Raw genomic sequence first — 26,455 nt, forward strand, 5'->3', positions numbered from 1 at the left:
CGGCGTCCCCCGAAGCAGGCTGACATAGCACGCAATCACCCACCATTCGGACACTCCGTTCGGAGGTGCTGCGGCGTCTCGTTCGGCCGACGCTTGCGTACGAAGGCGGAGCGCAGCGCGTGGTAGGGAGCGGCCGGGTCGTCGAAGACGGCCCGCATGCGCTCCAGTTCCGCGGCGCGGTGGGCGCTGAGCGGGCGCACGGCCTCGTCGCGCTGGCGCGCCGCCTTCTTCGCGCCCAGCCGGGCGGGCAGTCCCGCCGAACGGGCCAGCCGGTCGGCCATCCGGGTGACCTCGCCGGTGAACTCCCCCGGTGCGCAGTCGACGACCCGGTCCACCAGCCCCAGCGCCTGGGCGGCGGTGGCGGTGAGCGGCAGCGCGTCCTCGGTGAGCCGCGCGGCGACCGCCGGACCGACCCGGCGGGGCAGGGTGTAGGTCCAGTACTCGGAGCCGTACAGCCCCATCAGCCGGTAGTGCGGGTTGAGGACGGCGCCGCCGCGGCACCACACCTCGTCCGCCGCGAGGGCCAGCATCGCGCCGCCCGCCGCCGCGTTGCCGGGCAGCGCCGCGACCACCAGGCGGTCGGTGGTGGTCAGGATCTCCGCCACCAGGTCGTCGATGGCCTCGATGTTGGCGAGCGACTCGGCGGCGGGGTCGGGGGCGGCCTCGATGACGTTCAGGTGGATGCCGTTGGAGAAGAAGTCCCTCTCTCCCCCGAGCACGATGACGTCCACCGGGCGGGTGCGGGCGTGCCGGTAGGCGTCGAGGAGACGGCGGCACCGGTCGGTGCTCATGGCTCCGCCGGGGAAGCGGAAGCGGAGGAAGCCGACGGTTCCCCGTTCCTCGTAGGTGATGTCGGCGTAGCTTCCGGCTGTCGGTTCGGGCGTGCGGGTCGTGGGGGGCCGGTCGCGCGGTTCCTCCCCGAGCCCCTGGTGCGCCAGGGTCGCCGGCAGTTTGAAGGTCGCCGGTCCTCCGGGCGTGCGGCGCGGGCGCAGTTCCGGGATCCAGACCGCGCCGTCCACCGTCGCGCGGCAGACCGCGCCGTGACGGGTGGCCAGGATCTCGCCCGGGGGGCCGGTGAGGTGGGGTTCGGGGTGGCCGCCGTGCAGGTACCACTCGCCGCCCAGGAAGGTGTCCAGCACGCCGGGCTGTGAGTCGGCGGCCCGCAGCTTGCGCAGGACCGTCTCCGTCGGGTCGCGGTGCCAGTCGATCCGGCGCTCCTCCTGGCGCAGGTACGGCTGCCAGGTGTGTTCCGGCGGCGTGACGGGGGTGTACGAGCCGGAGGCGACGCGTTCGACGGCGAGCAGGACCGCGCCCACGGCGGCGTCGGCGAGCTCGCCGCGGTACAGGTCGCTCTTGCCGACGTCCGGGGGCACGGTGAAGCCGGCCGACGCCCACACCGGTCCGGCGTCCATCTCGGCCACCGCCTGCAGCACGGTCACACCCCAGCGCTCGCGGCCTTCCTGGACCGCCCGGTCGAGCGACGAGGGGCCCCGGTCACCGGGCGGCCCCGGGTGCACGATCAGACAGGTGTACGCCGACCAGACCTCCTCCGGGACGGCGGTCGTCAGCATGGGGGCGATCACCAGGTCGGGAGCGTGCCCGTGCACCGCGGTGGTGAGCCGCCGGTCGTCACCGAGCGCGAGTTCCACGGCGACCGTGTGGCCGCGGTCGCGCAGCTCCGCGAAGACCCGCTGGGTGAGACTGTTGAACGCGCTCGCGAGAAGCAGAATCCGCATCACGGCCGCGATGCTCCCCGGCCGTCCGGGCCCGGCGCGGGAGCCACGCCCCGGCGGCCGTGCGCTTGGGCCGCCCGGGGGAAAACGGACACCGTCCGCCGTCGCCTGCCCGGGCGGGGCCGTGGCCGTGCCTAGCGTGGCGGACCATGCACGAGCTGTCGATCGCCGCCGCCGTCGTGGAGAGCGCCGAAAGCGTGGCCCGCGACCACGGGGCGGACACGGTGGCGGGTGTGACGCTGCGGATCGGCGAGCTGGCGGGTGTGGTCCCGGACGCGCTGCGCTTCTCCTTCTCGCTGGTGGCCGAGGGCACCGCGCTGGACGGCGCGGAGCTGGTCATCGAGGAGGTGCCGGCCCGGGCCCGCTGCGGCGGCTGCGACGCGCGGTTCGCGGTCGGTTCGCCGCCCGCGCTGTGGTGCCCGCACTGCGACACCCCGGCGGCCGAGCTGCTGACCGGGCGGGAACTGGAACTGGCGGAGGTACGAATGGCAGGGAGCCCGTGATGTGCCGCAGCGTCGACGTACGGACGGCCGTACTGGCCAAGAACGACGGTCTGGCGGCCGAACTCCGCGCCGACCTGGCGAGTCGGCGGGTGACGGCCGTCAACCTGCTCTCCAGCCCCGGCAGCGGCAAGACCGCACTGCTCGAGATCGTGCTGCGCCGGGCCCGCGAGCGGGGCGTGGCGGTCGCCGCCCTCACCGCCGACCTGGCCACCGAGAACGACGCCCGCCGCCTCGCCCGCTCCGGGGCGCCGGTGCGGCAGGTGCTGACCGGCGGCCTGTGCCACCTGGAGTCCGCGCAGGTCCGCGGACTGCTCGACGGCTGGCTCCCGCCCGGCACGCGCCTGCTGTTCGTGGAGAACGTCGGGAACCTGGTCTGTCCCGCCTCCTACGACCTGGGCGAGACGCTGCGCGTGACGCTGATGTCGGTGACCGAGGGCGAGGACAAGCCGCTGAAGTACCCGACCGCCTTCGGCGGGGCCCATCTCCTGGTGCTGACGAAGACGGATCTCGCCGACGCCGCTGGCTTCGACGACGCCGCCTTCTCGACGGCCGTGGAACGCGTCAATCCCGGCGTGGAGATCCTGCGCACCTCCGCCCGCACCGGGCAGGGCGTCGACACGCTGCTCGACCGGATCCTCACCGTCGCCGACGGAGCGGCGCCGCACGCCCCGCTGCTCGCGGCGGACCACCTGCGCAACCACGGCCACCACCACGGCCCCGCCCACGACCACGCTCCGGCCCACGACCACGGCACGGCTCACGACCACGGGCACGCGTCGCGGGCCACCACCGCGTGACCTCCACGACGACGGCCCCGGACACGGCCGGCTCCCCGCCCTCGCCCGCGGTACGGCGGCGGGTGATCGTGCGGGGCACCGTGCAGGGCGTCGGGTTCCGGCCCTTCGTGCACCGGCTGGCGGCGGAGCTGGACCTCGCGGGTCATGTGCGCAACGGCGCCGAGGGCGTGGTCGCCGAGGTGGAGGGCGCCGCCGGGTCCGTCGCGGAGTTCTGCCGGGCCCTCATCGAGAGGCCACCGCCCCTGGCGGACGTCCGGGAGGTGGCGTACGAGACCGTACCGGCCCTCGGCGCGTCCGGATTCGTCATCCACGCGTCCGAGGACGACGGCGACGGCGGGAGGCGGACGCTCGTCCCGCCGGACACCGCGCCCTGTGACGACTGTCTGCGGGAGCTGGCCGACCCGGCGGACCGTCGCCACCGGCACCCCTTCATCACGTGCACGCACTGCGGCCCCCGCTTCACCATCTCCACCGGCCTGCCCTACGACCGGGCGACCACCACCATGGCGGCGTTCCCGCTGTGCCGGGAGTGCGCCACCGAGTACGCGGACCCGGCCGACCGTCGTTTCCACGCCCAGCCGGTGGCGTGCCACGACTGCGGACCCCGGCTGCGGCTCACGGTGCCCGGCGGGCGCCCGTACGAGGGCGAGGGGGCTCTCGCCGAGGCGCGGCGGCTGCTGGCGCGGGGCGCCGTGCTCGCCGTGAAGGGGCTCGGCGGTTACCACCTCGCCTGCGACGCCACCGACGAACGGGCCGTCACCACCCTGCGCACGCGCAAGCGGCGCAGCCGGAAGCCGTTCGCCGTCATGTGCGCCGACCTGGCGGGCGCCGAGCGGCTGGCCCACGTCGGTCCCGAGGAGCGGGCGGTGCTGACGGGCCGGCGGCGGCCGATCGTGCTGCTGCGCCGCACGGGCGCCCCGGGGACGGCCGGGTCGGTGTGCCCGGGCAGCCCGGACATCGGCGTGATGCTGCCGTACACCCCGCTGCACCGGCTGCTGTTCGGGCTGCCCGGTGACCCGCCGGGACCGCAGGTCCTGGTGATGACCAGCGGGAACCGTTCCGGGGAGCCGATCGTCACGGACGACGCCGAGGCGCTGGAGCGGCTCGCCGGGATCGCCGACGCCTGGCTCTGGCACGACCGGGTCATCGAGGCGCCCTGCGACGACTCCGTGGTCCGCGTCCGCCCGGACGGAGGGGGCGAGGTGGTGCTGCGCCGGTCGCGCGGCCACGTCCCCGAGCCGGTCGCGCTGCCCGTCCCCGTCACCCCGGCCCTCGCCGTGGGCGGCGACCTCAAGAACGCCCTGTGTCTCGGGGCGGAGGGCAGCGCCTGGTTCTCCCCGCACATCGGCGACATGGGCGACCTGGCCACCGTACGGGCCTTCGAGCGGGCCGCGGGGCGGCTGCGCGCGCTGACCGGCGTCGACCACGAGCTGCTCGCGGCGGACCGGCACTCCGGGTACCACTCGGCGCGGTGGGCGCGGCGTGCCGCGCGGGCGGGCGGCCTGGCCCTGCGCCCGGTGCAGCACCACCACGCCCACGTCGCGTCCCTGATGGCCGAGCACGGGCTGGACGGCGGCGCCCGCGTCATCGGCGTCGCCTTCGACGGCACCGGATACGGCGACGACGGGGCGGTCTGGGGCGGCGAGGTGCTGCTGGTCGCGGGCTACGACGGCTACCGCCGCTTCGCCCGTCTGTCGTACGCGCCGTTGCCCGGCGGGGACGCGGGCGTGGCCAACCCCTGCCGCACGGCGCTGGCCCGGCTGCGCGCCGCCCGTCTGCCGTGGGACGCGGACCTGCCCTGCGTCGCCGCCTGCCCGCCCGACGAGCTGCGGATGCTGCGGCAGCAGCTGGACCGGGGCACGGCGTGCGTGCCGACCTCCAGCATGGGCCGGCTCTTCGACGCGGTCTCCTCCCTCGCCGGGGTCTGCCACCGGACCCACTACGAGGCCCAGGCGGCGGTCGAACTGGAGGCGGCGGCCCTGCGTGCCTGGCCGGAACGGACCGGTGCGTACGCCTTCGCCGGCGGTCTGGACCCCGGGCCGGTGCTCGCCGCGATCGTCGCCGACCTGCGGCGCGGGGTGCCGGTCCCGGTGATCGCCGCCCGCTTCCACCGCGCGGTCGCGGCGGCCGTGCTGCAGGTCTGCCGGTCCGCGCGCCGGGAGACGGGGGCGGGCGTGGCCGCGCTGTCGGGCGGGGTGTTCGCCAACGCGCTGCTCGACGCCGAGTGCGCCGCGCTGCTCGCGGCGGACGGCTTCACGGTGCTCCGCCACCGGCGGGTGCCGCCGGGCGACGGCGGTCTCGCGCTCGGCCAGCTGGTCGTGGCGGCGCACGCCGGACATACCGGCCGCTCGCAACGTTCGCAACGACAAGGAGGACGCTGATGTGCCTGGCGGTACCCGGCCGTGTGGCCGGGATCGAGGACCGGGACGGCACGCGCATGGCGCGGGTCGATTTCGGCGGGGTGGTCAAGGACGTGTGCCTGGCGTACGTCCCCGACGCCCAGGTGGGCGAGTACGTCATCGTCCACGTCGGTTTCGCGCTCCAGCGGCTGGACGAGGAGTCGGCCCGGGCCTCACTGGCCCTGTTCGAGGAACTCGGTCTGCTGGAGGAGGAGTTCGGCGACGCGTGGGCGCGCGCCGAGGCGGAGGAGGCGGCCACGGAGCCGGAGGGCAGGCGATGAGGTACATCGAGGAGTTCAACGACCCGGAGCTGGCCCGCCGGCTGCTGGACGAGATCCGCGCGAGCGTCACCCGGCCCTGGGCGATGATGGAGGTCTGCGGCGGACAGACCCACTCCATCATCCGGCACGGCATCGACCAGCTCCTGCCCGACGAGGTCGAGCTGATCCACGGGCCGGGCTGTCCGGTGTGCGTGACCCCGCTGGAGATGATCGACAAGGCGCTGGCGATCGCGTCCCGCCCGAACGTCGTCTTCTGCTCCTTCGGCGACATGCTGCGGGTGCCCGGGACCGACCGCGACCTGTTCCGGGTCCGGGGCGAGGGCGGTGACGTACGGGTGGTGTACTCGCCGCTCGACGCCCTGGAGATCGCCCGTCGTGAGCCGGACAAGGAGGTCGTGTTCTTCGGCATCGGCTTCGAGACCACGGCCCCGGCCAACGCGATGACCGTGCACGAGGCCCGCCGCCAGGGCATCGGCAACTTCAGCCTGCTGGTGTCGCACGTGCGCGTACCACCGGCCATCGACGCGATCATGCGGGCGCCCGAGTGCCGCGTCCAGGCGTTCCTGGCCGCTGGTCACGTGTGCAGTGTGATGGGCACGGCCGAGTACCCCGAACTGGCCGCGCGCCACCGGGTGCCGATCGTGGTGACCGGCTTCGAACCGCTGGACATCCTGGAGGGCGTCCGCCGTACCGTCCGTCAGCTGGAGCGCGGGGAGCACCGGGTGGAGAACGCCTACCCGCGCGCGGTGCGCGAGGCGGGCAACCCGGCCGCGCTGCGCATGATCGAGGAGGTCTTCGAGGTCACCGACCGCTCCTGGCGGGGCATCGGGACCATCCCGGACAGCGGCTGGAAGCTGTCGGACGCCTTCCGCGCGTACGACGCCGAAGACCGCTTCGACGTGGGCGACGTGCGGACCGTCGAGTCCGCCGAGTGCCGCAGCGGCGAAGTGCTGCAGGGGCTGATCAAACCCAACGAGTGCCCCGCCTTCGGCACCACCTGCACCCCGCGCACCCCGCTGGGCGCGACGATGGTCTCCAGCGAGGGTGCCTGCGCGGCCTACTACCTGTACCGGCGCCTGGAGGTGGCCCCCGTTGGCTGAGACGACACTCGACCCCGCGAACTGGTCCTGTCCCGTGCCGCTGCGCGACCATCCGGTGGTCGTGATGGGCCACGGCGGTGGCGGCGCGCTCTCCGGCGAGCTGACGGAGCACCTGTTCGCCGCGGCCTACGGCAACGAGACGCTCGCCGCGCTCACCGACTCCGCCGCCGTCGAACTGGGCGGGGTCCGGCTGGCCTTCTCCACCGACTCCTACGTCGTACGCCCCCTGTTCTTCCCCGGTGGCAGCATCGGCGACCTGGCGGTGAACGGCACGGTCAACGACCTGGCGATGAGCGGCGCCCGGGCGGCGTACCTGTCGACGGCCTTCATCCTGGAGGAGGGTGTCGAGCTGGACGTGGTGGGCCGTGTCGCCCAGGCCGTGGGGACGGCCGCCTCCGCCGCCGGGGTGACGGTGGCGACCGGGGACACCAAGGTCGTCGAGGCGGGTCACGGCGACGGGGTGTACGTCAACACCTCCGGTATCGGCCTGATCCCGCCGGGCGTCGACATCCGCCCCCAGCGGGCGGCGCCGGGGGACGTGGTCATCGTCAGCGGTCCGATCGGCGCGCACGGCGTGGCGGTGCTGAGCGTGCGCGAGGGACTTCAGTTCGGTTCCGACGTGGTCAGCGACACCGCGCCCCTGGGCGGACTGGTGGCCGCGATGCTGGCGGTCACCCGGGACCTGCACGTCCTGCGCGACCCCACCCGGGGCGGGCTCGCCACGTCCCTGTGCGAGATCGCCGCCGCCTCCGGCACCGGTGTCGTCCTGACCGAGAGCGCCGTTCCGGTGCCCGAGTCCGTGACCGCCGCCTGCGGCTTCCTCGGCCTCGACCCGCTGTACGTGGCCAACGAGGGGCGCCTGGTGGCCTTCGTACCGCCCGAGCACGCCGATGCCGTCCTGGCCGCGATGCGCGCCCATCCGCAGGGGACGGGGGCCGCCGTCATCGGCCGGTGTGTGGACGAGCACCCCGGCATGGTGGTGGCCCGGACCGGTCTGGGCGGCACCCGGGTGGTGGACCTGCCGCTGGGCGAGCAGTTGCCGCGCATCTGCTGAGCGGCGCCGCTGGACGTCACCGGCACGGCGGACGTCACCGGCACGGCGGGGGTGCGGGACGGCCCGCCACGTCCCCGGGAGGACGCCGGTGCCGTCCGCCCCGGAGGGACGCCGGTGCCGTCAGATCCGGTGCCCCTGTCCCGTGAGCCACCGGTGGACGGTCTCCTTGTCGGCCGGGGTGATCCGGACCGCGCCTGCGACCTGGGGGCCCTCGTCCTGGTTGAAGGCGGTGTCGGTGACCCGGGCGGTCACCCAGTGGGCCAGGTCCTGGGCGGACCCGGCCGGCAGGGAGCCCCGCTCCCATCCGGCGCGGGCCTCGCGGGCCGCGTCCCTGTCGTGCCGCTCGGTCTCCTCCAGCCACGCCGCGACGAGCCGTTCGACGGTCCGACGGTCCTCGGACGCGGCCGGCTGCTGCTTGTCCTCGCTGTTCATGAGGGCCGAGTGCCCAGGAAGCGGGGGCGGGAGACGTCGGCGCGACCCTTCTCCCCTGCCGGTGTCTAAGACGCCGTGCCCGGGTACTCGGGGAGCTCGCCGTCACGGTCCCGCGCCGGACGGTCCGCGGACGTGGACCGGCGGACGACGGGCCGACCAGGAAGAACGACAAGGAACACCGGGAACAAGGGGGCAGTGATGACGCAGCACGCCGACGACAACGCTCTCGACCAGCACGCGGGCGTCGCGGAGCTGCGTCTGGCAACGGGAGATCCCGGACTCCTCCCACAGAACGGCGTGCTGGGGCAGAACGGTGTGCTCGCGGAGGACCTCCCCCTCGACCGCAACCAGGCGATCCTCCAGGCCGCGAAGCAGGTCGGCTCGATCCTGAAGCGGAAGGGGCACCGGTTCGCCCTCGCGGGCAGCGTCGCGGTGTACGCCCACGGCGGCAGCCAGAACCTCCAGCACGACGTCGACTTCTGCTTCCGCCCCGAGGACGCGGACGCCGTCGCCGAGACCCTGCGGGAGGCCGGACTGCCGGTGTTCACGCCGCCGGAGGACTGGCTGCTGAAGTCCAGCTGTCTCGGTCAGCAGGTCGACCTGATCTTCGAGCTGGCGCACCAGCCGGTCACCAGCGAATTGCTGGAGCGGACCCAGGAGCTGTCGGTCGACTCGGTCTTCATGCCGGTCCTGTCGCCGACCGACCTGATCCACAGCCTGGTGGCGGCCTTCTCCGAGCACCACTGCGACTTCGGGGCGGTGCTGCCGATCGCCCGCACGCTGCGGGAGAGGGTCGACTGGGAGAGGGTGCGCCGGGCCTGCGGGGACCAGCCGATGCCCGACGCGTTCTTCTACTTCCTGGAACGGCTGCAGGTCATTGCGCCGAGGTCGAAGGAGGAACAGCGATGAGGCCCCCAGCGATGAGGCCCGCGGAGCACGCGGGCGGAGCAGGGAGCGCCGACCACGCCACCGAGAACGTCGAGTACCGCGTCGCCCATCTGCGCGACCGGCTCGCCGCGGAGGAACTCGGTGAACTGGGCGTACGCGCCGAGGTGCGGGCCGGATCGGTCGTGGTGACGGGCACGGTCCCCTCCACGCAGTGCCGTGAGACCGTGCTGCGGACCGTCCGGGAGGAGCTGTCCGGGCTCGCCGTGCACACCGACGTCGTGGTGGCGGAGAACGCCTCCCCCGACCACGCGGAGGACCTGCCATGATCCGCGTCGCCGCCGTGGGGGACATCCACATGGGGCCGGACAGCCAGGGTCTGCTGCGGCCCGCCTTCGAGACCCTGCCCGACTGCGCCGACCTGCTGCTCCTGGCGGGTGACCTCACCCGTCACGGCACACCGGAGGAGGCGCGGGTGGTGGCGCAGGAGGTCCGGGGCCTGCCCGTGCCGGTGGTGGCGGTGCTGGGCAACCACGACCACCACGACGAACAGCCCGAGAAGGTCACCGCCATCCTCCAGGACGCGGACGTGACGGTCCTGGAGGGCGAGAGCACGATCGTCGACTGCCACGGGACACGCGTCGGGATCGCCGGGACGAAGGGCTTCTGCGGCGGGTTCGTGGGGCGCAGCGCCGGGGAGTTCGGCGAGCCGCTGATGAAGGAGTTCGTCCGCTACACCCGCCGCAGCGCCGACGGTCTGCGCACCGCGCTGGAGGAGCTGGGCAAGGAGGGCTGCGACATGCGGGTCGCCCTCACCCACTTCTCCCCCGTCGCCGACACCCTCGCCGGCGAGCCGCCGGAGATCTACCCGTTCCTCGGCAGCTACCTGCTGGCCGAGGCGATCGACACGGCGGGCGCCGACCTCTCCGTGCACGGCCACGCCCACATGGGCACCGAGCACGGGATGACGGCCGGCGGGATCCGCGTGAGGAACGTGGCGCAGCCGGTCATCCGGCGGGCGTTCAACGTGTACCAGCTGCACACCGCCTGACCGCGACACCTCCGCGCGGAAGTTCCTGAACACGTTCGAACTAAGTGGGCTCCCCTCCGTAAGAGGAGGGGAGCCTCTTGGTGCAGATCGTCATATCCGGGGACCGGGCAGGTCGGGACGGTCCTGCGGCGGGCGCCGACCGCAGCCGGGCACGAGGTCGTCGTGGTGGGCAGACGGCCCGCGGGGCCGGGCGAGGCCGGCTGGGACGGCCGGACACGGGGCCCGTCGACGCTGCGGCCCACCAGCTTTGATCACCACGTCGCTGCCGTCGACCGCCTCGGCCCAGGGGCTCCGCCTTCGACCGCCCCGACCGGCCGGGGCGGCCCGGGACCTGTACGGCGGGCGCGGGCCTGACCGGCGGTGCGGGAGGGGCACGGGTGAGCCGCGCGGACGCGTTACGGGGGAGTGCGTCCGCGCGGCGGTCCGGTGCGGCCGGCGGTCAGCCCGTGGCGCGTACGGCGTCACGGATGAGGTCCGCGACCTCCTTCGGCCGGGACACGGCGACGGCGTGCGAGGCGCCCTCCACCTCGACGACGGTCGCCCCGGCCCGCTTGGCGCCGAAGCGCTCGACCTCGGGGTTGATCGCCTCGTCCGCGCCGGCGATCAGCGCCCAGGACGGCTTGGTCTTCCAGGCGGCCGCGGCGGCGGTCTCCTCGAACGCGGCGGCGGCCAGCGGGCGCTGGGCCGCGGCCAGGACCCTGGTGACGTCCGCCGGCACATCGGCGGCGAACACCGACGGGAAGGCGTCCTCGGCGATGGTCACCTCGACGGCCGGCTCACCGCCCGGCACCGGGTACGTCCACTGCTTGAGGTTGCTGACCAGCGAGGAGAGCGGGAAGCGGCCCTGGAGCTCGCCCAGGCTCTCGCCCTCCTCCAGCGCGTAGGCGGCGACGTAGACGAGGCCGACGACGTTCTCGGTGGTGCCCGCGACGGTGATGAGGGCGCCGCCGTAGGAGTGGCCGACGAGGACGACGGGACCGTCGATCTGGGCGGCGACCGAGGCGACGTAGGCGGCGTCGTGGGCGAGGCCGCGCAGCGGGTTGGGCGGGGCGACGACGGGGATGCCGTCGCCCTGGAGTTCGGCGATGACACCGGACCAGCTCGCCGCGTCGGCGAACGCGCCGTGGACGAGGAGGACGGTGGGCGTGGTGGTGGTCATGTCGGGTGTCCCCTCGGGGTCAGGCGGAGTGCAGGGCGGTGCGCAGGGTGCCGACGGCCAGCGTGATGGCGGCCTCGGCGGCATGGGTGGAGCGCAGGGCGTTGAGCATCACGAAGTCGTGGATGATGCCCTGGAAACGGACCGCGGTGACCGGGACACCGGCCTCGCGGAGCTTGTTGGCGTAGGCCTCGCCCTCGTCGCGCAGCACGTCGGCCTCGCCGGTGATGACGAGGGCCGGGGGAAGGCCGGTGAGCTGCTCGGTGGTGGCGCGCAGCGGGGAGGCGGTGATCTGGGCGCGCTCGGCCTCGTCGGTCGTGTACTGGTCCCAGAACCACTGCATGCCGTCGCGCCGCAGGAAGTAGCCGGTGGCGAACTGGTGGTAGGACGGCGTGTCGAAGGCCGCGTCGGTGACCGGGTAGAACAGCACCTGCTGCACGAGCGGGACACCGCCGCGCTCCTTGGCCATCAGGGTCAGCGCGGCGGTCATGTTGCCGCCGACGGAGTCGCCGGCCACGGCGAGCCGCGTGCCGTCCAGTCCCTTGGAGGCGCCCTGCTCGACGACCCACCGGGCGACCGCGAAGTTCTGCTCGACGGCGACCGGGTAGCGGGCCTCGGGCGAGAGGTCGTACTCGGGGAAGACCACGGCGGCCCCGGCGCCGACGGCGAGTTCGCGGACCAGGCGGTCGTGGGTGTGGGCGTTGCCGAACACCCAGCCGGCGCCGTGGATGTAGAGGATCACCGGCAGGGTGCCCTCGGTTCCGGCGGGCCTGACGATCCGGGCCCGGACGCTGCCCGTGGAGCCGCCGGAGACGGTGATCCACTCCTCGTCCACGGCGGGCTTGTCGATGTCGCCGGACTGGACCTCGTCGACGGCCTTGCGCCCCTCCGCCGGCGGCAGGTCGAACAGGTACGGCGGGTTGGCGGTCGCCTCGGCGAACGCCGCGGCCTCGGGTTCCAGGACCGGCCGAACCGGTTCGACGACGTCGGACATGGAATTCTCCTGCTTCTCGATGTGCGCTGTCTTGCCCCGTCACGCTAAGTCGGCCGGACGGCCGGGCCTTGCCCGCGCGTGCACCGGATGTGTCCTCACAGCGCACCCGGTGGATCCGAGGGGCGCGTGCCGGCGACGGCGACGCACGGCCGCGGCTCAACGGCACGGGCGAGAACCTCGCCCGGGCGGCCGCCGATCCCGACCGGGGTCGTCGTCGGGCCGGGGACGGACCGGCCGGCGGACCGCTCACCGGCCGGGGGGAAGCGCTCAGCGCCACCCGGCGGCGTCCCGCCATTCGCGCGGGGACATCCCGTAGGCCGTCCGGAAGACGCGGCTGAAATGGGTGGCGCTGGTGAACCCCCAGCGGCCCGCCACCGCCGCTATGGGGCGGCTGCCCCGCCCGTGCCGCACCAGGTCGCGCCGGCACTCCTCCAGGCGGCGGCGCAGGATCCAGCGGCCGACCGTGGTGCCCTCCTCCTGGAACAGCTTGTGCAGGTAGCGCACGGAGATGTGGTGGGCCCGGGCGACGGCCTCCGGGGAGAGGTCCGGGTCGGTCAGGTGGAGTTCGACGTACTCCAGGATCCGGGCGAGCACCGGTGCCTGTCCGTCCGGGGTGCCCGGCGTGTGGGCGGCCAGCTGTTCGGCGGCGAGGGTCGCCAGCAGGTTCACGGCGTTGCGGGCGAGCATCTCGCCGACCGGCGGGCGGACCTCGAAGGCGGTGCGGGCGAGTTCGGACAGCAACGGTGACAGCAGCGTGCCGAGCCGGGACGCCCGGGTGACGGGGGTGTTCGTGACCCGCCGTACATCGGCGGGCGTCAGCGCGAGCAGGTCGCCGGGGAGGAGGAACACCGTCGCCCGGAACCGCTCGGGGAAGTCGAGGGCGGCCGGGTGGCGGGCGTCGTAGAAGCAGAGGTCACCTGGCGCGAGGGACAGGGTGAGGGGCTCGGTGTCCGGCCGGCCGGTGGCGCCCCGCAGGCCCACGAAGAGGTACTCGCCGCGGTCCGTGGCGTGGAACCGGTGCGCGGGGCGCGGCGAGCGCTCCCCCGGCAGCCGGCCCGGGCCCCGCTCCCCGGTCGTGATCTCGACGCCGAGGGGCGTCGAGCAGGCGCGCGTGTCGGTGGTGCTGGTGGTGGACATCCGTTATTGCCTCCAGGGCGACCGTCAGTCTGTTCGCCGGGACGGTAGGCCGGGAGATGTGCAAAAAGAGTGACAACGCAGTGACACTCCCCGCTCACGGCCCCCGCCGGCCCGTCAGCGGCCCTCGGGAACGTCCTCCTGCGCGGCGCGTTCCGCGGCGAAGACCCGCAGCAGGCCGTGCAGCGTGTAGCGGCCGGGCGTGTGCTCGGTGAGGAGGTGGGCGTCGGCGAGTTCGGCGAGCAGGAGACGGGCCCGGCGGACCGGCAGACCGGCGAGCGCGGCTGCCTCGGCCGGGGTGAGGTCGAATCCGGTGTGCCGGGGCAGCAGACGGAACAGTCGGGCGCTCTCCGCCGGCAGGAGACGGTAGGAGCCCAGGAAGGCGGTACGGACGTCGGCGGTGCCCGGGACGGAGAAGGCGTCCAGGCTGCCGCGGGAGGCGCGCAGGTGGTCGGCGACGGCCGCGAGCGGGAGGTCCCGGTGGGCGGCGGCGCGGGCGGCGACGGCCGCGAGGGCCAGCGGCAGTCGGCCGCACCGGGTGACGATCTCCGCGGCGGCGCGGGGGTCGGCGGCCGGCCGGCCGGCGCCGACCAGCTCGGCCAGGGCCGCGCGCGCGTCCTCGGCGGACGGCGGTTCCAGGCGCAGCGGGCGGGCGCCCGAGGCGATCAGGCCGGGCAGGGCGCGGCGGCTGGTGACCAGCGCCAGGCAGCCCGGTGCGGCGGGCAGCAGCGGGAGCAGCTGCTCGGTGCCGGCGGCGTCGTCGAGGACCACGAGGACGCGCCGGCCGGCGAGCAGGGTGCGGTACAGGCCGGTCAGGGCGGCCGGGCCGGCCGGCATGCGCGCGGTGGGGACGCCCAGCGCCGCGAGCATCCCGCGCAGCGCCTCCTCGGGCGGTACGGCGGGCGTCTGCGGGTCGGATCCCCGGAGCGGGACGTGGAGTCGGCCGTCCGGGAAGCGGTGGGCGGCACGGTGGGCCCAGTGCAGGGCGAGCGTGGTCTTGCCGACGCCCGCCATCCCGCCGATCAGCACGGCCGGCGGCGGCTCGGCGCCCTCCGCCGCCGGTCCCGTGTGGGCCGTCAGCCACTCCAGTTCGGCCCCGCGGCCGGCGAAGGCGGCGGGATCGGGGGGCAGGTCGGCCGGACCGCCGACCGGTGCGGGGGAGGACGTCCCGCGGGCGGTGGCCACCCGCACGACCGGCAGGTCCCGCCCCAGGTCCACGGTGGGCCCGGCCCTCAGCCGTCCCACCTCCTGGCGCAGCACCCGTGTGTGCGCCGCCGCCAGTTCGGCGCCGGGGGCGATGCCGAGTTCCGTCGAGAGCCGCCGGCGGACGTCCTCGTACGCGGTCAGCGCCTCCGCCTGGAGACCGCAGGCGGCGAGGGAGAGGATCAGCCGGGCGTGCAGCGGCTCGTCGAGGGGGTCGAGCGCGGTGGCCCGGCGCAGGGCGGGCAGGACGTGCTCGGCGAGGCCGCACAGCAGGGCCGCGTCGGCCGCCAGCCGGGCGGTCTGCAGGAGTTCGCGCTCGACGGCCGTGAACTGGACGTGCTCGCGCACGGACGGGGGGATCCCCATCGCGACCGGGCCGCGCCACTCCTCCAGCGCCCGCGTGAAACGCCGGGCCGCCGTCTCGGGCCGCCCGGTGGCCGCCGCCCGCTTGCCCTCCCGGGTCAGTTCGCGGAAGCGCAGCAGGTCGACCTCGTCCGGGTCCGCCTCCAGGAGGTAGCCGCCGGGTCGGCGCAGCAGGCGTCCGCCGGGGGCGCGGGACGGCAGTTCCGGTTCCAGCAGTCGCCGCAGGGCGCCGACGTACCGGCGCACCACGTTCGGGGCGCTGGCCGGCGGGCGTTCGGCCCACAGCACGTCGAGGATGCCGCTCACCGGGACGGGCCGGCCGGTGTGGGCCAGGAGCAGGGCGAACACGGCACGCTGCTGGGGGAACCCGAGGTCGAGTTCGTGATCCTCCCGCCACGCCCGGACGGGCCCCAGCACCTCGAACCGCATCGCCTCGCCGTACCCCCTCCCGGCTCCCGGGTGACAGCCTAGTGCTGTGACCGCGAACCTTCGCCGGGTTGGTGGTTGGGGCGGTGGGACGGGCGGTGACGTCCGATCCGACCGCTGGAGGCGTGGTGGCCGAGCCGGTGCGGGTGCGCAGACTGACCGATCAGGAAGGGCAGAGGCTGCGGCAGATCATGCGCCGGGGCAGTACCGGCTCGGTGCGCCACCGGCGGGCGATGATGCTGCTGGCGTCCGCGGCGGGAACCGCGTCCCGGTGATCGCGCAGTCTGTCCAGGCGGACGAGGACACGGTGCGGGCGATGATCCACCGGTTCAACGAGATCGGTCTGGCCTGTCTGGCCCCTCCCAGACGGCCACCACCCGCCCCACCAAGCTCGGCCGGCCCTTCACCCGCTGGTCGATCCGCAGACTCGCCGCCTACCTGCGCCGTGTGCACGGGACAGAGACAGGGACAGGGTTACGTAGCACGGGTACCTCGGGGTCGTCCACTTCCATCAGTGCGAACCGATCGACGTCGTGCCGGGCGAAGGGATGGAGGTACTGCAAGAAGAGCTCCAGCTCCTCGTCGCAGAGCGGTTTCGTCGTGTCGGTCGTTACGCACGCTCACGGCCGACCTGGGTGCCATGGCCTCTTCGTCCTGAAGCACCTTCGGCGGGGGTGCTGCCTTGGGCTGGTGCGGCGCTCACCTGCGCTAATTCTCCGCAGACGTTCGCGTTCGTCCGCCGGTGTTCGTCGGCGTTGTCACGCGGTTAGACACTCACCCCGCGACTCCGGCTCACTTCTTGCGGCGCTTGAGTTCCGCCTGGCCGCGCTTCGTCCAGTCACCTTGGTGGAGGTGGCAACGCGGCAGGCCCCTACTTCCACTCACCCACGGTCCCCCTCCAGTCCGCCTAGCCGGCCATCTGGCGGCCCTGCACGGCCGCTGGACGACGCCAACCTGCGCTCACAGCTCCGGAGGCCGCTCGTCTCACGAGGGTTCTTGCAGCCCATGGCCCCATGCCGTGACGAGGGGGGCTTCCATGTCTACAGAGAGTCCCCCGATCCCCGGCGTGGCAGGCTGATGACCGTGCCTTTCTGTCACCAAGTGAGCCGCTACTGGATGACCTCGTAGATCTCCTTGTAGCCGGATGCCGCGTTGCGGTTGAGTGTGTCGATCAGTGACTGTGCGTTTTCGTCCGGATTCACGAAGAACCCTCGCTCCATGGTGAAATACTGGTCGAGGCTGTCGAGTTCCCATTGGCAGACGACCGCATCCATGGGACCGGCGTAATCGACGTAGATCCGCAGGTTCGTGTACCCGGCCTCTTCGAACACCTTGGTGAGGGTCTTGAACGCCGCCACGATCTCCGGCGCCTTCCCGCGTTCGGCTTGGAAGACCTCGCGCATCATGTACATGGTGTGGATCCGCCTTCCCGCAGAGCAGTAATTGACTGGTCAGGGACGCACTTCTCATGCTAAGTCGCCCAAATGCCCCTCGCATGCCAAGCGAGGTGAGGCGATCAGTGGCGTGACCTGGGCGTTTCCTGCCTCGGCCGTAGTCTGGTTCTGTGCCCTCCCTGTAGTACCTCGATTCCCGGGGCCCGTCCCTTACGGCATGAGAGTGGCATCGCCCCAGGCCCTGGGGCGCAGTCGGACCAGCATCACCATGGACGTCTACACCCACGCCGTCCTGGACACCCAGCGCGAAGCGATGAGCCACATGGACCGGCTGCTCAGGAGGCGCCCCGGTCGTCAGTGACCGTCGCGGCCAATGTCAGAACGAACAGGAGAGAGGCTGGGGTGTCTGGCCGGCGATCTGCAGCTCTGTTCGTGGAGCCACGGGCGGCAGGTGCGTTCGCCAGTCACCCGTACTGACCGTGTCTGCGCCTGTATCTGGCACGGTTGTGGCACAGGCTTCGCTCGTCAGCCGGTGGTCGTGCCGGTCTTGCCGTGGCGGGGATCGGCCGACCGGATGCAGTCACCGAGGGCAGCAAAGGGCGGGGCCGACGGCCCTGTGGGTCAGGACCCGGTGCGCTCCCGGTCGCCGCCCGGGGCCGCCGCGGCGAGCGCTGTTCGGTGGTGGGCGACCTGCCGTGGGCGGCCCGGAGGGCGCGGCCCGAGGTGGAGGTGGGTGGCACCGCCAACCTGCGGCAGCGTGCGGGCCTCGCGCCAGCGAGAACGCCCCGGCGGCGGGCGGAGGGCAGGGTGACCTGGTGGTGAGGAGGGCGGCGCCGGGCGCGGCGGTGCGGTCAGCAGGCACCGGCGCGGCCGTCCCGTCCGGCCAGGCGGGCCTCGACCCGCTCGGCGTCGGGGTGGTTCAGCGCCCTGAGGAGGGTGAGCGCCTGGTGCCACGCGGTGCGGGCGCCGTCCTGGTCGCCCATGGCCCGGTGGGTGTCTCCCACACGGGTGAGGATGCCGGCCTCGAGGTGGGGCACGCCGAGCTCGCGCAGGAGGGCGAGGGCGTTGCGGTAGCCGAGGAGGGCGTGCGGGTGGCGGCCGAGGTGGTGGTGGGCGTAGGCGATGCTGTCCCAGGTGGCGGCCTGGCCGTAGCGGTCGCCGAGCTCCTGGAGCACGGTCAGGGCGTCGAAGCAGTGCGCGAGCGCCTGCCGGTACTCGCCGAGCAGGGCGTGGTACCAGCCGACGGAGTTGAGGACGCTGGCCTGCGCGGCGCGGTCGCCGAGGGCGCGGAACAGGCGGAGGGCGAGCTGGTTGTGGCGCAGGGCGCCGGGGAGGTCGCCCTGTTGTTCGCGCTCCCAGCCGAGGCTGCGGTGGGTGTGGGCGCGGCCGGTGTCGTCGCCGGTCTCGGTGAACAGCTCCAGGGCGCGTTCGAGGCGGGGGACGGCGTCGGCGTGCAGGCCGAGGCGGCCCTCGATGCGGCCCAGTCCGCGCAGTCCGCGGGCCAGGAGCACGGGGTCCGCGAGCCGCCGGGCGGCCTTCAGGGCGGTGCGCTGGACGGCGAGCCCGTCGTGCCAGTGGCCGCGCCGGTCGAAGAAGGGCTCCAGGGACCAGGCCAGGTGGCAGGCGAGCCGTTCGTGCCCGTGGGCGGCGGCCGTGTCGACGACGGCGAGCAGCACCGCGTGCTCGGCGGTGAGCCAGGCCAGGGCCCGCTGGTCGTCGGCGAGCGGTTCGGGGTGCACGCCGTCCGGCGCGGGCGGCGGGGGCAGCGGGTCGGAGTGGGGGGCGAGCAGCAGGTCGGCTGTGTGCGCGGTGTGCAGGTAGTGGTGGTACAGCCGGTGCAGGGCCGCCCGCCGTTCCTCGTCGGTGTGCCGCTCGTCGACGAGTTCGGCGGCGTGGGCACGCAGCAGGTCGTGGAAGGCGTGGCGGCCGGGGCTGTGCTCGGTGACCAGGTGCAGACCGGTCAGCTCGGCCAGCAGCGGCCGGGTCCGGCGCACCGGCAGGCCGGCCAGCGCGGCCGCGGCCGGCAGGGAGAAGTCCGGGCCGGGATGCAGCGCGAGCAGCCGGAACAGCCGGGCGGCCGGCTCCGAGATCTCCCGGGTGGACCACGAGAAGACGGTGCTCACGTCGACGGAGGCGTCGGAGCGCGCGAAGGCGTCGAGGCTGCCGTGGGCCTCGCGCAGCTCCGCGGCGACGGCCGCGAGCGGGAAGTGGGGGTGGGCGGCGGCGCGGGCGGCGACACAGGCGAGGGCGAGGGGCAGCCCGGCGCACAGCTCGCCGATCTCGTCGGCGGCGTGCGGCTCGGCCTCGACCCGCTCGGCGCCCAGGCGGCGGACGAGGAAGGTCCGCGCCTGTCCCGCGTCGAACGGCCGCAGGGTGAGGGTGCGGGCGCCGTGGGCGGCGACCAGCGCGGACAGTTCGTCACGGCTGGTGACGATGGCCAGGCAGCCGGGCGCGCCGGGCAGCAGCGGCCGTACGTGGTCGCTGTCGCGGGCGTTGTCCAGGACGACGAGGACACGCCGGCCGGCCAGCACACCGCGGTAGAGCGCGGCCTGTGCGTCCAGGCCGTGCGGGACGCGTTCCGGCGGTACCCCGAGCGCGTCCAGGAACCCGCGGACGGCCTCTCCCGGCTCCACGGCCGCGCCGGACGGGTCGAAGCCGCGCAGGTTGACGTAGAGCTGCCCGTCGGGGAAGCGGTGGGCGACGCGGTGGGCCCAGTGCACGGCGAGGGTGGTCTTGCCGACGCCCGCCATGCCGCCGATGGCGCTGATCACGACGGTGTCGGCGGACGGCCCGTCTCCGTCCGACAGGGCGAGGATCTCGTCCAGTTCGGCGCGGCGGCCGGTGAACACCGGGTTGTCGTGCGGGAGTTGGGCGGGGGTGGTGAAGGCCGCCGCGGGCGGGGCGGGTGCCCTCGGCTCGTCGGCCGGAAGGCCTCGCGGCACCCCCTGGCCGGACTCCCGCACCTCGCCGGACTCCCGGAGCACCCTCTGGCCGGGCTCCCACGGCAGCGCCTCGCCGGGCTTCCGGAGCACCGCCTCGCGGGCCTGGCGCAGCTCCGGCCCCGGGTCGATCCCCAGCTCCTCCGCCAGCGTCGCCCGTACGGCGTCGTACGTCTCCAGCGCCTCCGCCCGGCGGCCGGCCGCCGCGAGGGCGCGGATCAGGGCGGCCCGCACGGGTTCGTCCAGCGGATGTCCGGCGGCGGCGGCCCGCAGCTGCGGCAGGACCGCGTCCGGTGTTCCCGCGCGCAGGGCCGCGTCGGCCGCTTCCCTTACGGCCTCGAGCCGTTCCCGGTCGGTCGCGCCGAACGCCGGGTGGGCACGGGCCCGTGCGGGGATTCCGGCGGCGACGGGGCCGCGCCACCACGACAGCGCCTCGGTGAGCAGGTCCACGGCGCGGGCGGGTGAGTCGCCGGCGCTCGCGCGCCCCGCCTCCCGCAGGGCGCGGAACCTCAACAGGTCCAGGGAGTCACCGTCGGTCACCAACCGGTACCCGCCCGCGTCCCGCACCAGCCAGCGGCCCTCGGCGCGCGCGGCGAGCGAGGGCTCCAGCAGGCGCCTCAGCGATCCCACGTGCCGGCGGACCACGTTGACGGCGCTGCGCGGCGGACGCGTGCCCCACAGCACGTCGACGATCTCGTCCACGGCGACCGGCTGCCCCGCCCTGACCAGCAGCAGCGCCAGGAAGGCCCGCTCCTGCGGCCCTCCGGGTTCCAGCTCCGTCTCTCCCCGCCACACCCGCACGGGCCCCAGGACCGCGAACCGCACCGGCTCCAGCGGCACGTCATCCCCCTCCGGTGTTCCTCCCTGGGCGTCGACTGTACGTGACGAGGGGCGTTACCCAGAGTTACTCAGGAGGGATCGGCGTCACCGGCGGGCCGGCTCGTGGCCTTCGCGCGCTTCAGGGCGGCCAGCAGCGCCTCGTGGATCTCGTCGGGCAGCCACCGGCAGTGGGCCCCCTGCACCACGTACTCCGCGACTTCGCGCAGTTTCGTATTGGTGTGCTGGGAGACCTCCTTGAGGACCTCCCAGCCCTGCTCGGGACGGAGGTGACCGACGGCGACGACCACTCCGATGGCCTGGTCGACGACGGCGTGCGAGACGAGGGCCTGCCGCAGTTGGGCGACCTCCTCCTCCAGGACGCCGATCCGGTCGTTGAGATCCTCCTCCACGGCCATGCGAACCGCCTCTCTCCTCGTACGAGCTCCACGCGGCCGATGTCCACGACGATCACGGCACGTGTCGTCCCAGCCTGCCCCACGTGATCCGCTCCGGCCGCACGTATGACGAACGACATGGCCCTGGTCAATCCGGAAAACGAATGCGGTTCTGGATGCGGGGCAGGCGAGGTGAGCGGGTGACCGGCGGCCCGCTCACCGCAGCGGCTGCCGCGGCGTGTCCGCCGGGCCTGCGGGCCCTGCACCGCGCAGGAATCCTGACACCGGACGGACGAGATGGACACGCTGTTCTTCGACAGTGACAACCTGGACCTGACCGAGGACTTCCTCAGCCGGGCCTACGCGCGCATGCGCATCGGCAGCAGCGACCTGCGGGCCGGCCGGGCCCGCGTCACCCGGGCGGCCCTGCCGTCGGTGACCGTGGACGAGCTCGACCTGGACTTCGAGATGAGCTACTCCGTCACCCCGCTGGGCCGGATCTGTCTGTGTCTCGTCCACGACGGCACCATCCGGGACCACGTCGTCGACGGTGCCCCGGAGGCCTTCGGCCCCGGTGACATGGTGTACTTCGCCCCGCCGGACCGCCCGTACTCGGGCCGGGTCCGCAACGCCCGTTACAACATCACGATGCTCGATCCCGACCTGCTCGCGCAGGTCGCCGCCGGCAGGCCCGGACGCAGTCCGGAACCGGTGCGGCTGACCGACCACCGGCCCCACTCCCCCGCCGCGGCGCGGCACCTGCGGGGCACCATCGGCTACCTGCGCGACCACGTCCTGGCCGACCCCGATCTCGCCGACCAGCCCCTGATCGCCTCCACCGCCGCCCAGCACCTGGCCGCGAGCGTGCTGGCCGCCTTCCCCAACACCGCGCTCACCGATCCCACCGCGACCGACCGCAACGACTCCCACCCCACCACCCTGCGCCGCGCGCTGGCCTACATCGACGACCACGCCGACGAGCCGGTCACCGTCGCCGACATCGCCGCGGCCGCCCACGTGACCGTCCGCGCCCTCCAGTACGCCTTCCGACGCCACCTGGACACCACTCCGCTGGCCCATCTGCGCCGGGTCCGCCTGTCCCACGCCCACGCCGACCTGGTGGCGGCGACCCCGCTGGACGGCACCACGGTCACCGACGTCGCGGCCCGCTGGGGCTTCTTCCACCCGGGCCGCTTCGCCGCCCTGTACCGCGCGGCCTACGGACGTCCGCCGCACCGGACCCTCGCCGAGTAGGGCCGGGAGCCGTCCGGCGGATCACCGCGGAGCCGGTCAGCCGCGGCGGACCGTCACGCGGACGGTCCGCCGCGCTGGTGGGACGGCGGGAGCGGTGGTGGCGTGGGAGGGAGCGCTGTCAGAGGCCCGTCCCCACCCCGGGGTCGCCGCCCGGCCCGTACGGAGGTCACGCCATGGCCCGGCACACGAAGTCGTGGAACGAGGGGAACGAGACGAACCGGTCCTGGAGACGAACGGAGCGGTCGCGGAACCGTTCCGATCGGTCCCGCAACCGTTCCGATCGGTCGCGGAACCGTACCGATCGGTCGTCGAACCGTTGGGAGCGGTCGTGGAACCGTTCAGAACGGTCGCGGAACCGTTGGGAGCGGTCCTGGAAAGGACCCGAGCGCAACCGCTCCACGCTGACCCACAAGATCGGCTACGCCCTGCTGCACCCCGGCCGCATCGCCCCGTACCTGCGCCGCGCCACCAGGGACGCCTGGCTGCGACTCAGGCACCCCGACCACGTCGGCTACTACCGGGCGGTGATGGCCAGCGACACCCGCCGCGATCCGGAGGCCGCCGTGGGCAGCCGGAGCCACGAACGGTGGCTGGCGCTCGGGCGGATGCAGTTCGACTACCTCCTCGGACACGGCCTGCGCCCCGAACACAAGATGCTCGACATCGGCTGCGGCAACCTGCGCGGCGGCTGGCGTTTCATCGACCACCTCGACCCCGGCAACTACTACGGCATCGACATCTCGCCCGACATCCTGATCGCCGCCAAGAAGACGCTGACCGAGCGCCGGCTCCAGCACAAGCTGCCGCACCTGACCCTCACCGGCGACCTCACGCTGGACTTCCTGCCCAGTGACCACTTCGACGTCGTGCACGCGCACAGCGTCTTCTCCCACTCCCCGCTGCACGTCATCGAGGAGTGCCTCGCCCACGTCGGACGCGTCCTGACGGACGAGGGGTTCTTCGACTTCACCTTCGACCGCACCGAGGGCGCCGAGCACCAGGTCCTGCGCGAGGACTTCTACTACCGCGCCGAGACGCTCCTGTCACTCGCCCGCGCGCACGGCCTGTCCGCCCGTCTGATGGACGACTGGGAACAGCTGCCGCACGGCCAGTCGAAGATCCGGGTACGCCGGTCACCGCTGCCCGACGAGGCGCCGCCGGCCTGACGTCACCCGGCTTCGGGCACCTTGACGATGTCACCGTTCTCGTCGAGGGTGCGGGTGCTCCAGTACTCGTCCCACTTGTCGCCGACATGCTCCGGAACCTTGCCCTCCGGATAGCGCGCGTAACCGGCGGGCGGCTCCTCGCCGTCCGGCACACAGGCGCTGCCCGAGTTGCCCACGGCCAGGACCGGGTACTCACCGCCCCGGCAGCTCGCCTCCTCGAGGGAGCAGCCGGTGAGCAGCGCGGCGGTCAGGCCGGCCAGGGCGAGCCCCAGGACGGACCGCCCGGCACGCCGGCCGATCGCGGGCGTGGCGGGGGTCGCGGTCCTCAGGGGCATCGGGGGCTGAACACGATCGGTGGTGCGCACGGCTGACTCCCTCTCGGTGGCTTGTGCGACCAGCCTGCGCCACACGGGGGAGGGCCTTCATGAGTACGAGTACTCAGGCGACGTACGCCGGGCTACCCGGGTCGGTCCGGGCGGTCGGGGCGTCGCTCCCGGGCTCCTGGTGATCGTCCGGCGGGTCTCAGCCGAGCTTCGCGGCCAGTGCCCGGACCGTCAGGCGGGGGATCCGGCGGGTCAGGGCGGCGGCGGTCAGGCCGATGGCAGCGCCCACCACGACATCGGAGGGGTAGTGGGCGCCCGTGTGAACCCGTTCGCAGGCCACCATCACCGCTGGTACCGCCGACGCGGCGCCCGCCCAGGGCCACACCGCGGCCACCGCCGCGGTGAAGCCGACGGCCGCGGCGGTGTGGCCGGAGGGGAACGACGAGGAGTCGGGCCGGTCGTGGACCTCCTCGTGCGAGATCCACTCCTTGGGCGGCCTGCGCCGCTCCCACAGCTGCTTGCACACGCCGTTGGACACCGCCTCCGCCACGGCCATGCTCGCCAGACCCGCCACCGCGGCCCGGCGTCCCCGCCCACCGCCGGCGGTGGCCATGAGGAGGGCCGCACCCCACCACAGCTTGGTGTGCTGCGCCGCGTCCTCGACCGCGGGCAACATCCGCCGCGCACACGACGACTGCCAGGACGCCACCGACCTGACCAGTCGGCGATCCTTCTCCCGGAGATCCGCCAACAAGCTCATGACCTGCGCCTTCCCTGTCCGGCCGATGCCTAACACGATGACCGCCGGCCCCGCTCACCCCGCCCGCCGGTACCGGACACGGCGACCGGCGAGCAGGCCCGTCCCCGCCCGCCGGTACCGGACACGGCGACCCGTGCGCCCGCTCACTCCAGACGGCGCTGGTCCTCCTCGCTCCAGGCCCGCGTGTCGCGCGGTGGCACGTACGGCTCCTCGTCGCGCGGCAGGCCGCCCGCGACGGCCCGCTGGCGGGCCAGCTCCGCGTCGAACTCCAGGCCGAGCAGGATCGCGATGTTGCTGATCCACAGCCACACCAGGAACACGATCACACCGGCGAGCGTGCCGTAGGTCTTGTTGTACGAGGCGAAGTTCGCCACGTAGAACGCGAAGCCCGCGGAGGCGATCAGCCAGATGACCAGGGCCAGCACGCTGCCCGGGGTGATCCAGCGGAAGCCGCGCCCCTTCACGTTGGGCGTGGCCCAGTACAGCAGCGCGATCATCATCGTGACCAGCACGACCAGCACCGGCCACTTGGCGATCGACCACACCGTGAGGGCGGTGTCACCGATGCCCAGCGCGGTGCCGGCCCGGCGGGCCAGGTCCCCGGTGAACACCACGATCAGCGCGCTGATCACCGCCAGTACGAGGAGCACCACCGTCACGCCGACCCGCACCGGCAGCACCTTCCACACCGGACGGCCCTCCGGCATGTCGTACACGGCGTTGGCGCTGCGGATGAAGGCGGCGACGTAACCGGAGGCCGACCACACCGCGAGGACGATACCGACGAGGGCCATGACCGAGCCGATTCCGCCGCGGCCCTGGAGCTGCTGCACCGCGTCGCTGATGATGTCCCGGGCCGAGCCCGGGGTGAGTTTCTGGAGGTTTTTCAGGACCTGGTCGGTGGCGGACCTGCCGGCGATGCCCAGGATGGACACCAGTACGAGCAGGGCGGGGAACAGCGACAGCACGCCGTAGTAGGTCAGGGCGGCCGCGCGGTCGGTGAGTTCGTCGTCCTTGAACTCCTTCACCGTGCCCTTCAGCACCGCCCCCCAGGACCGTTTCGGCAGCTGGGTGGGCTCGTCCGGTGCGCGCCGTTCCACCTGCTCGTCCGGTCCCGGTGACGGCTGGGATTTCGATGTCCGTGCCATATCACCGGAGTAACCCGCACGGTCCGCCTCATGCGTCGGTCCGGCCGCCGCCGGGAGACGCCCACCGAGAACGTGGCCACGAGCGACGCAGGTCGGGGGCGGTTCGGGGTAACCGTCTCCCCAGACGCGAGCGCACAGCGGGAAGCAGCGGGAAGCAGCGGGAAGGAGGACGGGCAGTGGTGGTCAGGCGGTCCGGCTGCCGGAGTCCTCGACGTCGTCGTGTATGCGCGTCGCCGCCGCGTCGCAGAACGCTTCCAGCCCCTCCAGCAGCGCGACCCGCTTGGCGGCGGGCATCCCGGCCAGCACCGCCTGCAGTTCCCGCTCTCTGCGCGCGCGCAGGTCCGCCAGGAAGGCCCGTCCCCGGCCGCTGAGGTGCAGCCGCACCTCACGCCGGTCGGCCGGGCTCACCACGCGCTCGACGAAGCCGGCGGCCTGCAACCGGTCGCACAGCCGGCTGGTCGACGGCGGCGTGGAGGCGAGGGAGTCGGCGAGCGTGCGCAGATTGATGCCCTGGTGGTGCTCGAGGATCAGCAGCACGCGCAGTTGGGACGCGGAGGCGGGCGCGGTCGAGGCCCGGCCCCACAGGACTTCCAGCAGCTCCGCGGCCGTCGCGGTCACCCGTGCGACCTCGTCGGGCTCCGGGCGGTGGCGGAATGCAGTCACGGTCACGCTCTCGCAGGCACTGGGACGACCGCCAGCGTACTAGCCGAGTGTGTCGAGGACGGGTGCGGCGGGGACGACCGGCG

24 protein-coding genes and 3 pseudogenes are annotated in these 26,455 nt (G+C 73.8%); 14 read left to right on the forward strand and 13 right to left on the reverse strand.

Features of this window, described 5'->3' with window-relative positions; genetic code table 11:
- Nucleotides 1–35: 35 nt before the first annotated feature.
- Nucleotides 36–1,736 carry an enoyl-CoA hydratase-related protein gene (locus ACIBBD_RS05185; RefSeq protein WP_399417916.1) on the reverse strand — a complete coding sequence of 567 codons (1,701 nt, stop codon included), beginning with the start codon at nt 1,734–1,736 and terminating at the stop codon, nt 36–38.
- A 146-nt stretch (nt 1,737–1,882) separates the two neighbouring features.
- Here ACIBBD_RS05185 and hypA point away from each other — a divergent pair, with 146 nt between their 5' ends.
- Genes hypA through hypE form a run of 6 tightly spaced genes read left to right on the forward strand, consistent with a single transcriptional unit; the run spans nt 1,883 to nt 7,867 of the window.
- Nucleotides 1,883–2,236 (forward strand): hydrogenase maturation nickel metallochaperone HypA, encoded by a 354-nt coding sequence (gene hypA / locus ACIBBD_RS05190; protein ID WP_399417917.1) that lies wholly within the window; start codon nt 1,883–1,885, stop codon nt 2,234–2,236.
- The gene (gene hypB / locus ACIBBD_RS05195; protein WP_399417918.1) at nt 2,236–3,033 is read left to right on the forward strand and encodes a hydrogenase nickel incorporation protein HypB; all 798 of its coding nucleotides are present in this window, start codon (nt 2,236–2,238) and stop codon (nt 3,031–3,033) included. The genes hypA and hypB overlap by 1 nt, the downstream gene beginning before the upstream one ends.
- Nucleotides 3,030–5,414: a carbamoyltransferase HypF gene (hypF, locus tag ACIBBD_RS05200; protein WP_399417919.1), complete on the forward strand. Its 2,385-nt coding sequence runs from the start codon at nt 3,030–3,032 to the stop codon at nt 5,412–5,414. The genes hypB and hypF overlap by 4 nt, the downstream gene beginning before the upstream one ends.
- The gene (locus ACIBBD_RS05205) at nt 5,414–5,713 is read left to right on the forward strand and encodes a HypC/HybG/HupF family hydrogenase formation chaperone (RefSeq protein ID WP_399417920.1); all 300 of its coding nucleotides are present in this window, start codon (nt 5,414–5,416) and stop codon (nt 5,711–5,713) included. Before hypF ends, ACIBBD_RS05205 begins: the two co-directional genes overlap by 1 nt.
- On the forward strand, nt 5,710–6,813 hold the full coding sequence (gene hypD / locus ACIBBD_RS05210) for a hydrogenase formation protein HypD (protein ID WP_399417921.1): 1,104 nt from the start codon (nt 5,710–5,712) through the stop codon (nt 6,811–6,813). The genes ACIBBD_RS05205 and hypD overlap by 4 nt, the downstream gene beginning before the upstream one ends.
- Nucleotides 6,806–7,867: a hydrogenase expression/formation protein HypE gene (gene hypE, locus ACIBBD_RS05215; RefSeq protein ID WP_399417922.1), complete on the forward strand. Its 1,062-nt coding sequence runs from the start codon at nt 6,806–6,808 to the stop codon at nt 7,865–7,867. The genes hypD and hypE overlap by 8 nt, the downstream gene beginning before the upstream one ends.
- Nucleotides 7,868–7,987: 120 nt before the next feature.
- Here the strand turns inward: hypE and ACIBBD_RS05220 are convergent, their stop codons facing one another.
- Complete coding sequence (locus tag ACIBBD_RS05220) at nt 7,988–8,299, reverse strand: hypothetical protein (protein ID WP_399417923.1); 312 nt, start codon at nt 8,297–8,299, stop codon at nt 7,988–7,990.
- Nucleotides 8,300–8,497: 198 nt separating this feature from the next.
- Here ACIBBD_RS05220 and ACIBBD_RS05225 point away from each other — a divergent pair, with 198 nt between their 5' ends.
- The 4 genes and pseudogenes from ACIBBD_RS05225 to ACIBBD_RS05240 form a co-directional block, all read left to right on the forward strand.
- Complete coding sequence (locus ACIBBD_RS05225; protein WP_399417924.1) at nt 8,498–9,208, forward strand: nucleotidyltransferase domain-containing protein; 711 nt, start codon at nt 8,498–8,500, stop codon at nt 9,206–9,208.
- A gap of 11 nt (nt 9,209–9,219) precedes the next feature.
- Nucleotides 9,220–9,513, forward strand: a complete 294-nt coding sequence (locus tag ACIBBD_RS05230) for a BON domain-containing protein (RefSeq protein ID WP_399418137.1) — start codon at nt 9,220–9,222, stop codon at nt 9,511–9,513.
- Nucleotides 9,510–10,235, forward strand: coding sequence for a metallophosphoesterase (locus ACIBBD_RS05235; protein WP_399417925.1), 726 nt, complete (start codon nt 9,510–9,512; stop codon nt 10,233–10,235). Before ACIBBD_RS05230 ends, ACIBBD_RS05235 begins: the two co-directional genes overlap by 4 nt.
- A gap of 123 nt (nt 10,236–10,358) precedes the next feature.
- Nucleotides 10,359–10,460 (forward strand): annotated as a pseudogene (locus tag ACIBBD_RS05240) (epimerase); the annotation flags it as partial.
- Between the two features lie 214 nt (nt 10,461–10,674).
- On the opposite strand, the gene ACIBBD_RS05245 reads toward ACIBBD_RS05240, so the two are convergent.
- From ACIBBD_RS05245 to ACIBBD_RS05260, 4 genes are all read right to left on the reverse strand, one after another.
- Nucleotides 10,675–11,394, reverse strand: a complete 720-nt coding sequence (locus tag ACIBBD_RS05245) for an alpha/beta fold hydrolase (RefSeq protein WP_399417926.1) — start codon at nt 11,392–11,394, stop codon at nt 10,675–10,677.
- A gap of 19 nt (nt 11,395–11,413) precedes the next feature.
- The gene (locus ACIBBD_RS05250) at nt 11,414–12,385 is read right to left on the reverse strand and encodes an alpha/beta hydrolase (protein WP_399417927.1); all 972 of its coding nucleotides are present in this window, start codon (nt 12,383–12,385) and stop codon (nt 11,414–11,416) included.
- Nucleotides 12,386–12,652: 267 nt separating this feature from the next.
- Entirely contained in the window at nt 12,653–13,522 is an 870-nt protein-coding gene (locus tag ACIBBD_RS05255) for a helix-turn-helix domain-containing protein (protein ID WP_399417928.1), read from the reverse strand.
- Between the two features lie 114 nt (nt 13,523–13,636).
- A complete protein-coding gene (locus ACIBBD_RS05260) occupies nt 13,637–15,514 on the reverse strand; it encodes a BTAD domain-containing putative transcriptional regulator (RefSeq protein ID WP_399417929.1) in 1,878 nt (625 codons plus the stop codon).
- A gap of 125 nt (nt 15,515–15,639) precedes the next feature.
- On the opposite strand from ACIBBD_RS05260, the pseudogene ACIBBD_RS05265 reads away from it, so the two are divergent.
- A pseudogene (locus ACIBBD_RS05265) lies at nt 15,640–15,967 on the forward strand (helix-turn-helix domain-containing protein); the annotation flags it as partial.
- Nucleotides 15,968–16,620: 653 nt separating this feature from the next.
- Here ACIBBD_RS05265 and ACIBBD_RS05270 read toward each other — a convergent pair.
- Entirely contained in the window at nt 16,621–16,914 is a 294-nt protein-coding gene (locus ACIBBD_RS05270) for a hypothetical protein (protein ID WP_399417930.1), read from the reverse strand.
- Nucleotides 16,915–17,140: 226 nt separating this feature from the next.
- Here ACIBBD_RS05270 and ACIBBD_RS05275 point away from each other — a divergent pair.
- Nucleotides 17,141–17,266 (forward strand): annotated as a pseudogene (locus ACIBBD_RS05275) (site-specific integrase); the annotation flags it as partial.
- 490 nt (nt 17,267–17,756) lie between these two features.
- On the opposite strand, the gene ACIBBD_RS05280 reads toward ACIBBD_RS05275, so the two are convergent.
- A complete protein-coding gene (locus ACIBBD_RS05280; protein ID WP_399417931.1) occupies nt 17,757–20,684 on the reverse strand; it encodes an AfsR/SARP family transcriptional regulator in 2,928 nt (975 codons plus the stop codon).
- A gap of 68 nt (nt 20,685–20,752) precedes the next feature.
- Nucleotides 20,753–21,079 (reverse strand): ANTAR domain-containing protein, encoded by a 327-nt coding sequence (locus ACIBBD_RS05285; protein WP_399417932.1) that lies wholly within the window; start codon nt 21,077–21,079, stop codon nt 20,753–20,755.
- 276 nt (nt 21,080–21,355) lie between these two features.
- Between ACIBBD_RS05285 and ACIBBD_RS05290 the strand changes: the two genes are divergently transcribed.
- Nucleotides 21,356–22,312, forward strand: coding sequence for a helix-turn-helix transcriptional regulator (locus tag ACIBBD_RS05290; protein WP_399417933.1), 957 nt, complete (start codon nt 21,356–21,358; stop codon nt 22,310–22,312).
- A gap of 173 nt (nt 22,313–22,485) precedes the next feature.
- The gene (locus ACIBBD_RS05295; RefSeq protein ID WP_399417934.1) at nt 22,486–23,478 is read left to right on the forward strand and encodes a class I SAM-dependent methyltransferase; all 993 of its coding nucleotides are present in this window, start codon (nt 22,486–22,488) and stop codon (nt 23,476–23,478) included.
- A gap of 2 nt (nt 23,479–23,480) precedes the next feature.
- Here ACIBBD_RS05295 and ACIBBD_RS05300 read toward each other — a convergent pair whose 3' ends face one another.
- The 4 genes from ACIBBD_RS05300 to ACIBBD_RS05315 all read right to left on the reverse strand — a co-directional run bounded on the left by ACIBBD_RS05300 (nt 23,481) and on the right by ACIBBD_RS05315 (nt 26,378).
- A complete protein-coding gene (locus tag ACIBBD_RS05300; RefSeq protein ID WP_399418138.1) occupies nt 23,481–23,813 on the reverse strand; it encodes an SCO0607 family lipoprotein in 333 nt (110 codons plus the stop codon).
- A gap of 187 nt (nt 23,814–24,000) precedes the next feature.
- A complete protein-coding gene (locus ACIBBD_RS05305) occupies nt 24,001–24,561 on the reverse strand; it encodes a phosphatase PAP2 family protein (RefSeq protein WP_399417935.1) in 561 nt (186 codons plus the stop codon).
- A 143-nt stretch (nt 24,562–24,704) separates the two neighbouring features.
- Nucleotides 24,705–25,709, reverse strand: a complete 1,005-nt coding sequence (locus ACIBBD_RS05310; protein WP_399417936.1) for a YihY/virulence factor BrkB family protein — start codon at nt 25,707–25,709, stop codon at nt 24,705–24,707.
- A gap of 183 nt (nt 25,710–25,892) precedes the next feature.
- On the reverse strand, nt 25,893–26,378 hold the full coding sequence (locus ACIBBD_RS05315; RefSeq protein ID WP_399417937.1) for a MarR family transcriptional regulator: 486 nt from the start codon (nt 26,376–26,378) through the stop codon (nt 25,893–25,895).
- Nucleotides 26,379–26,455: the final 77 nt, after the last annotated feature.

Source organism: Streptomyces sp. NPDC051315 (genome assembly GCF_044455165.1).
GTDB lineage: Bacteria > Actinomycetota > Actinomycetes > Streptomycetales > Streptomycetaceae > Streptomyces.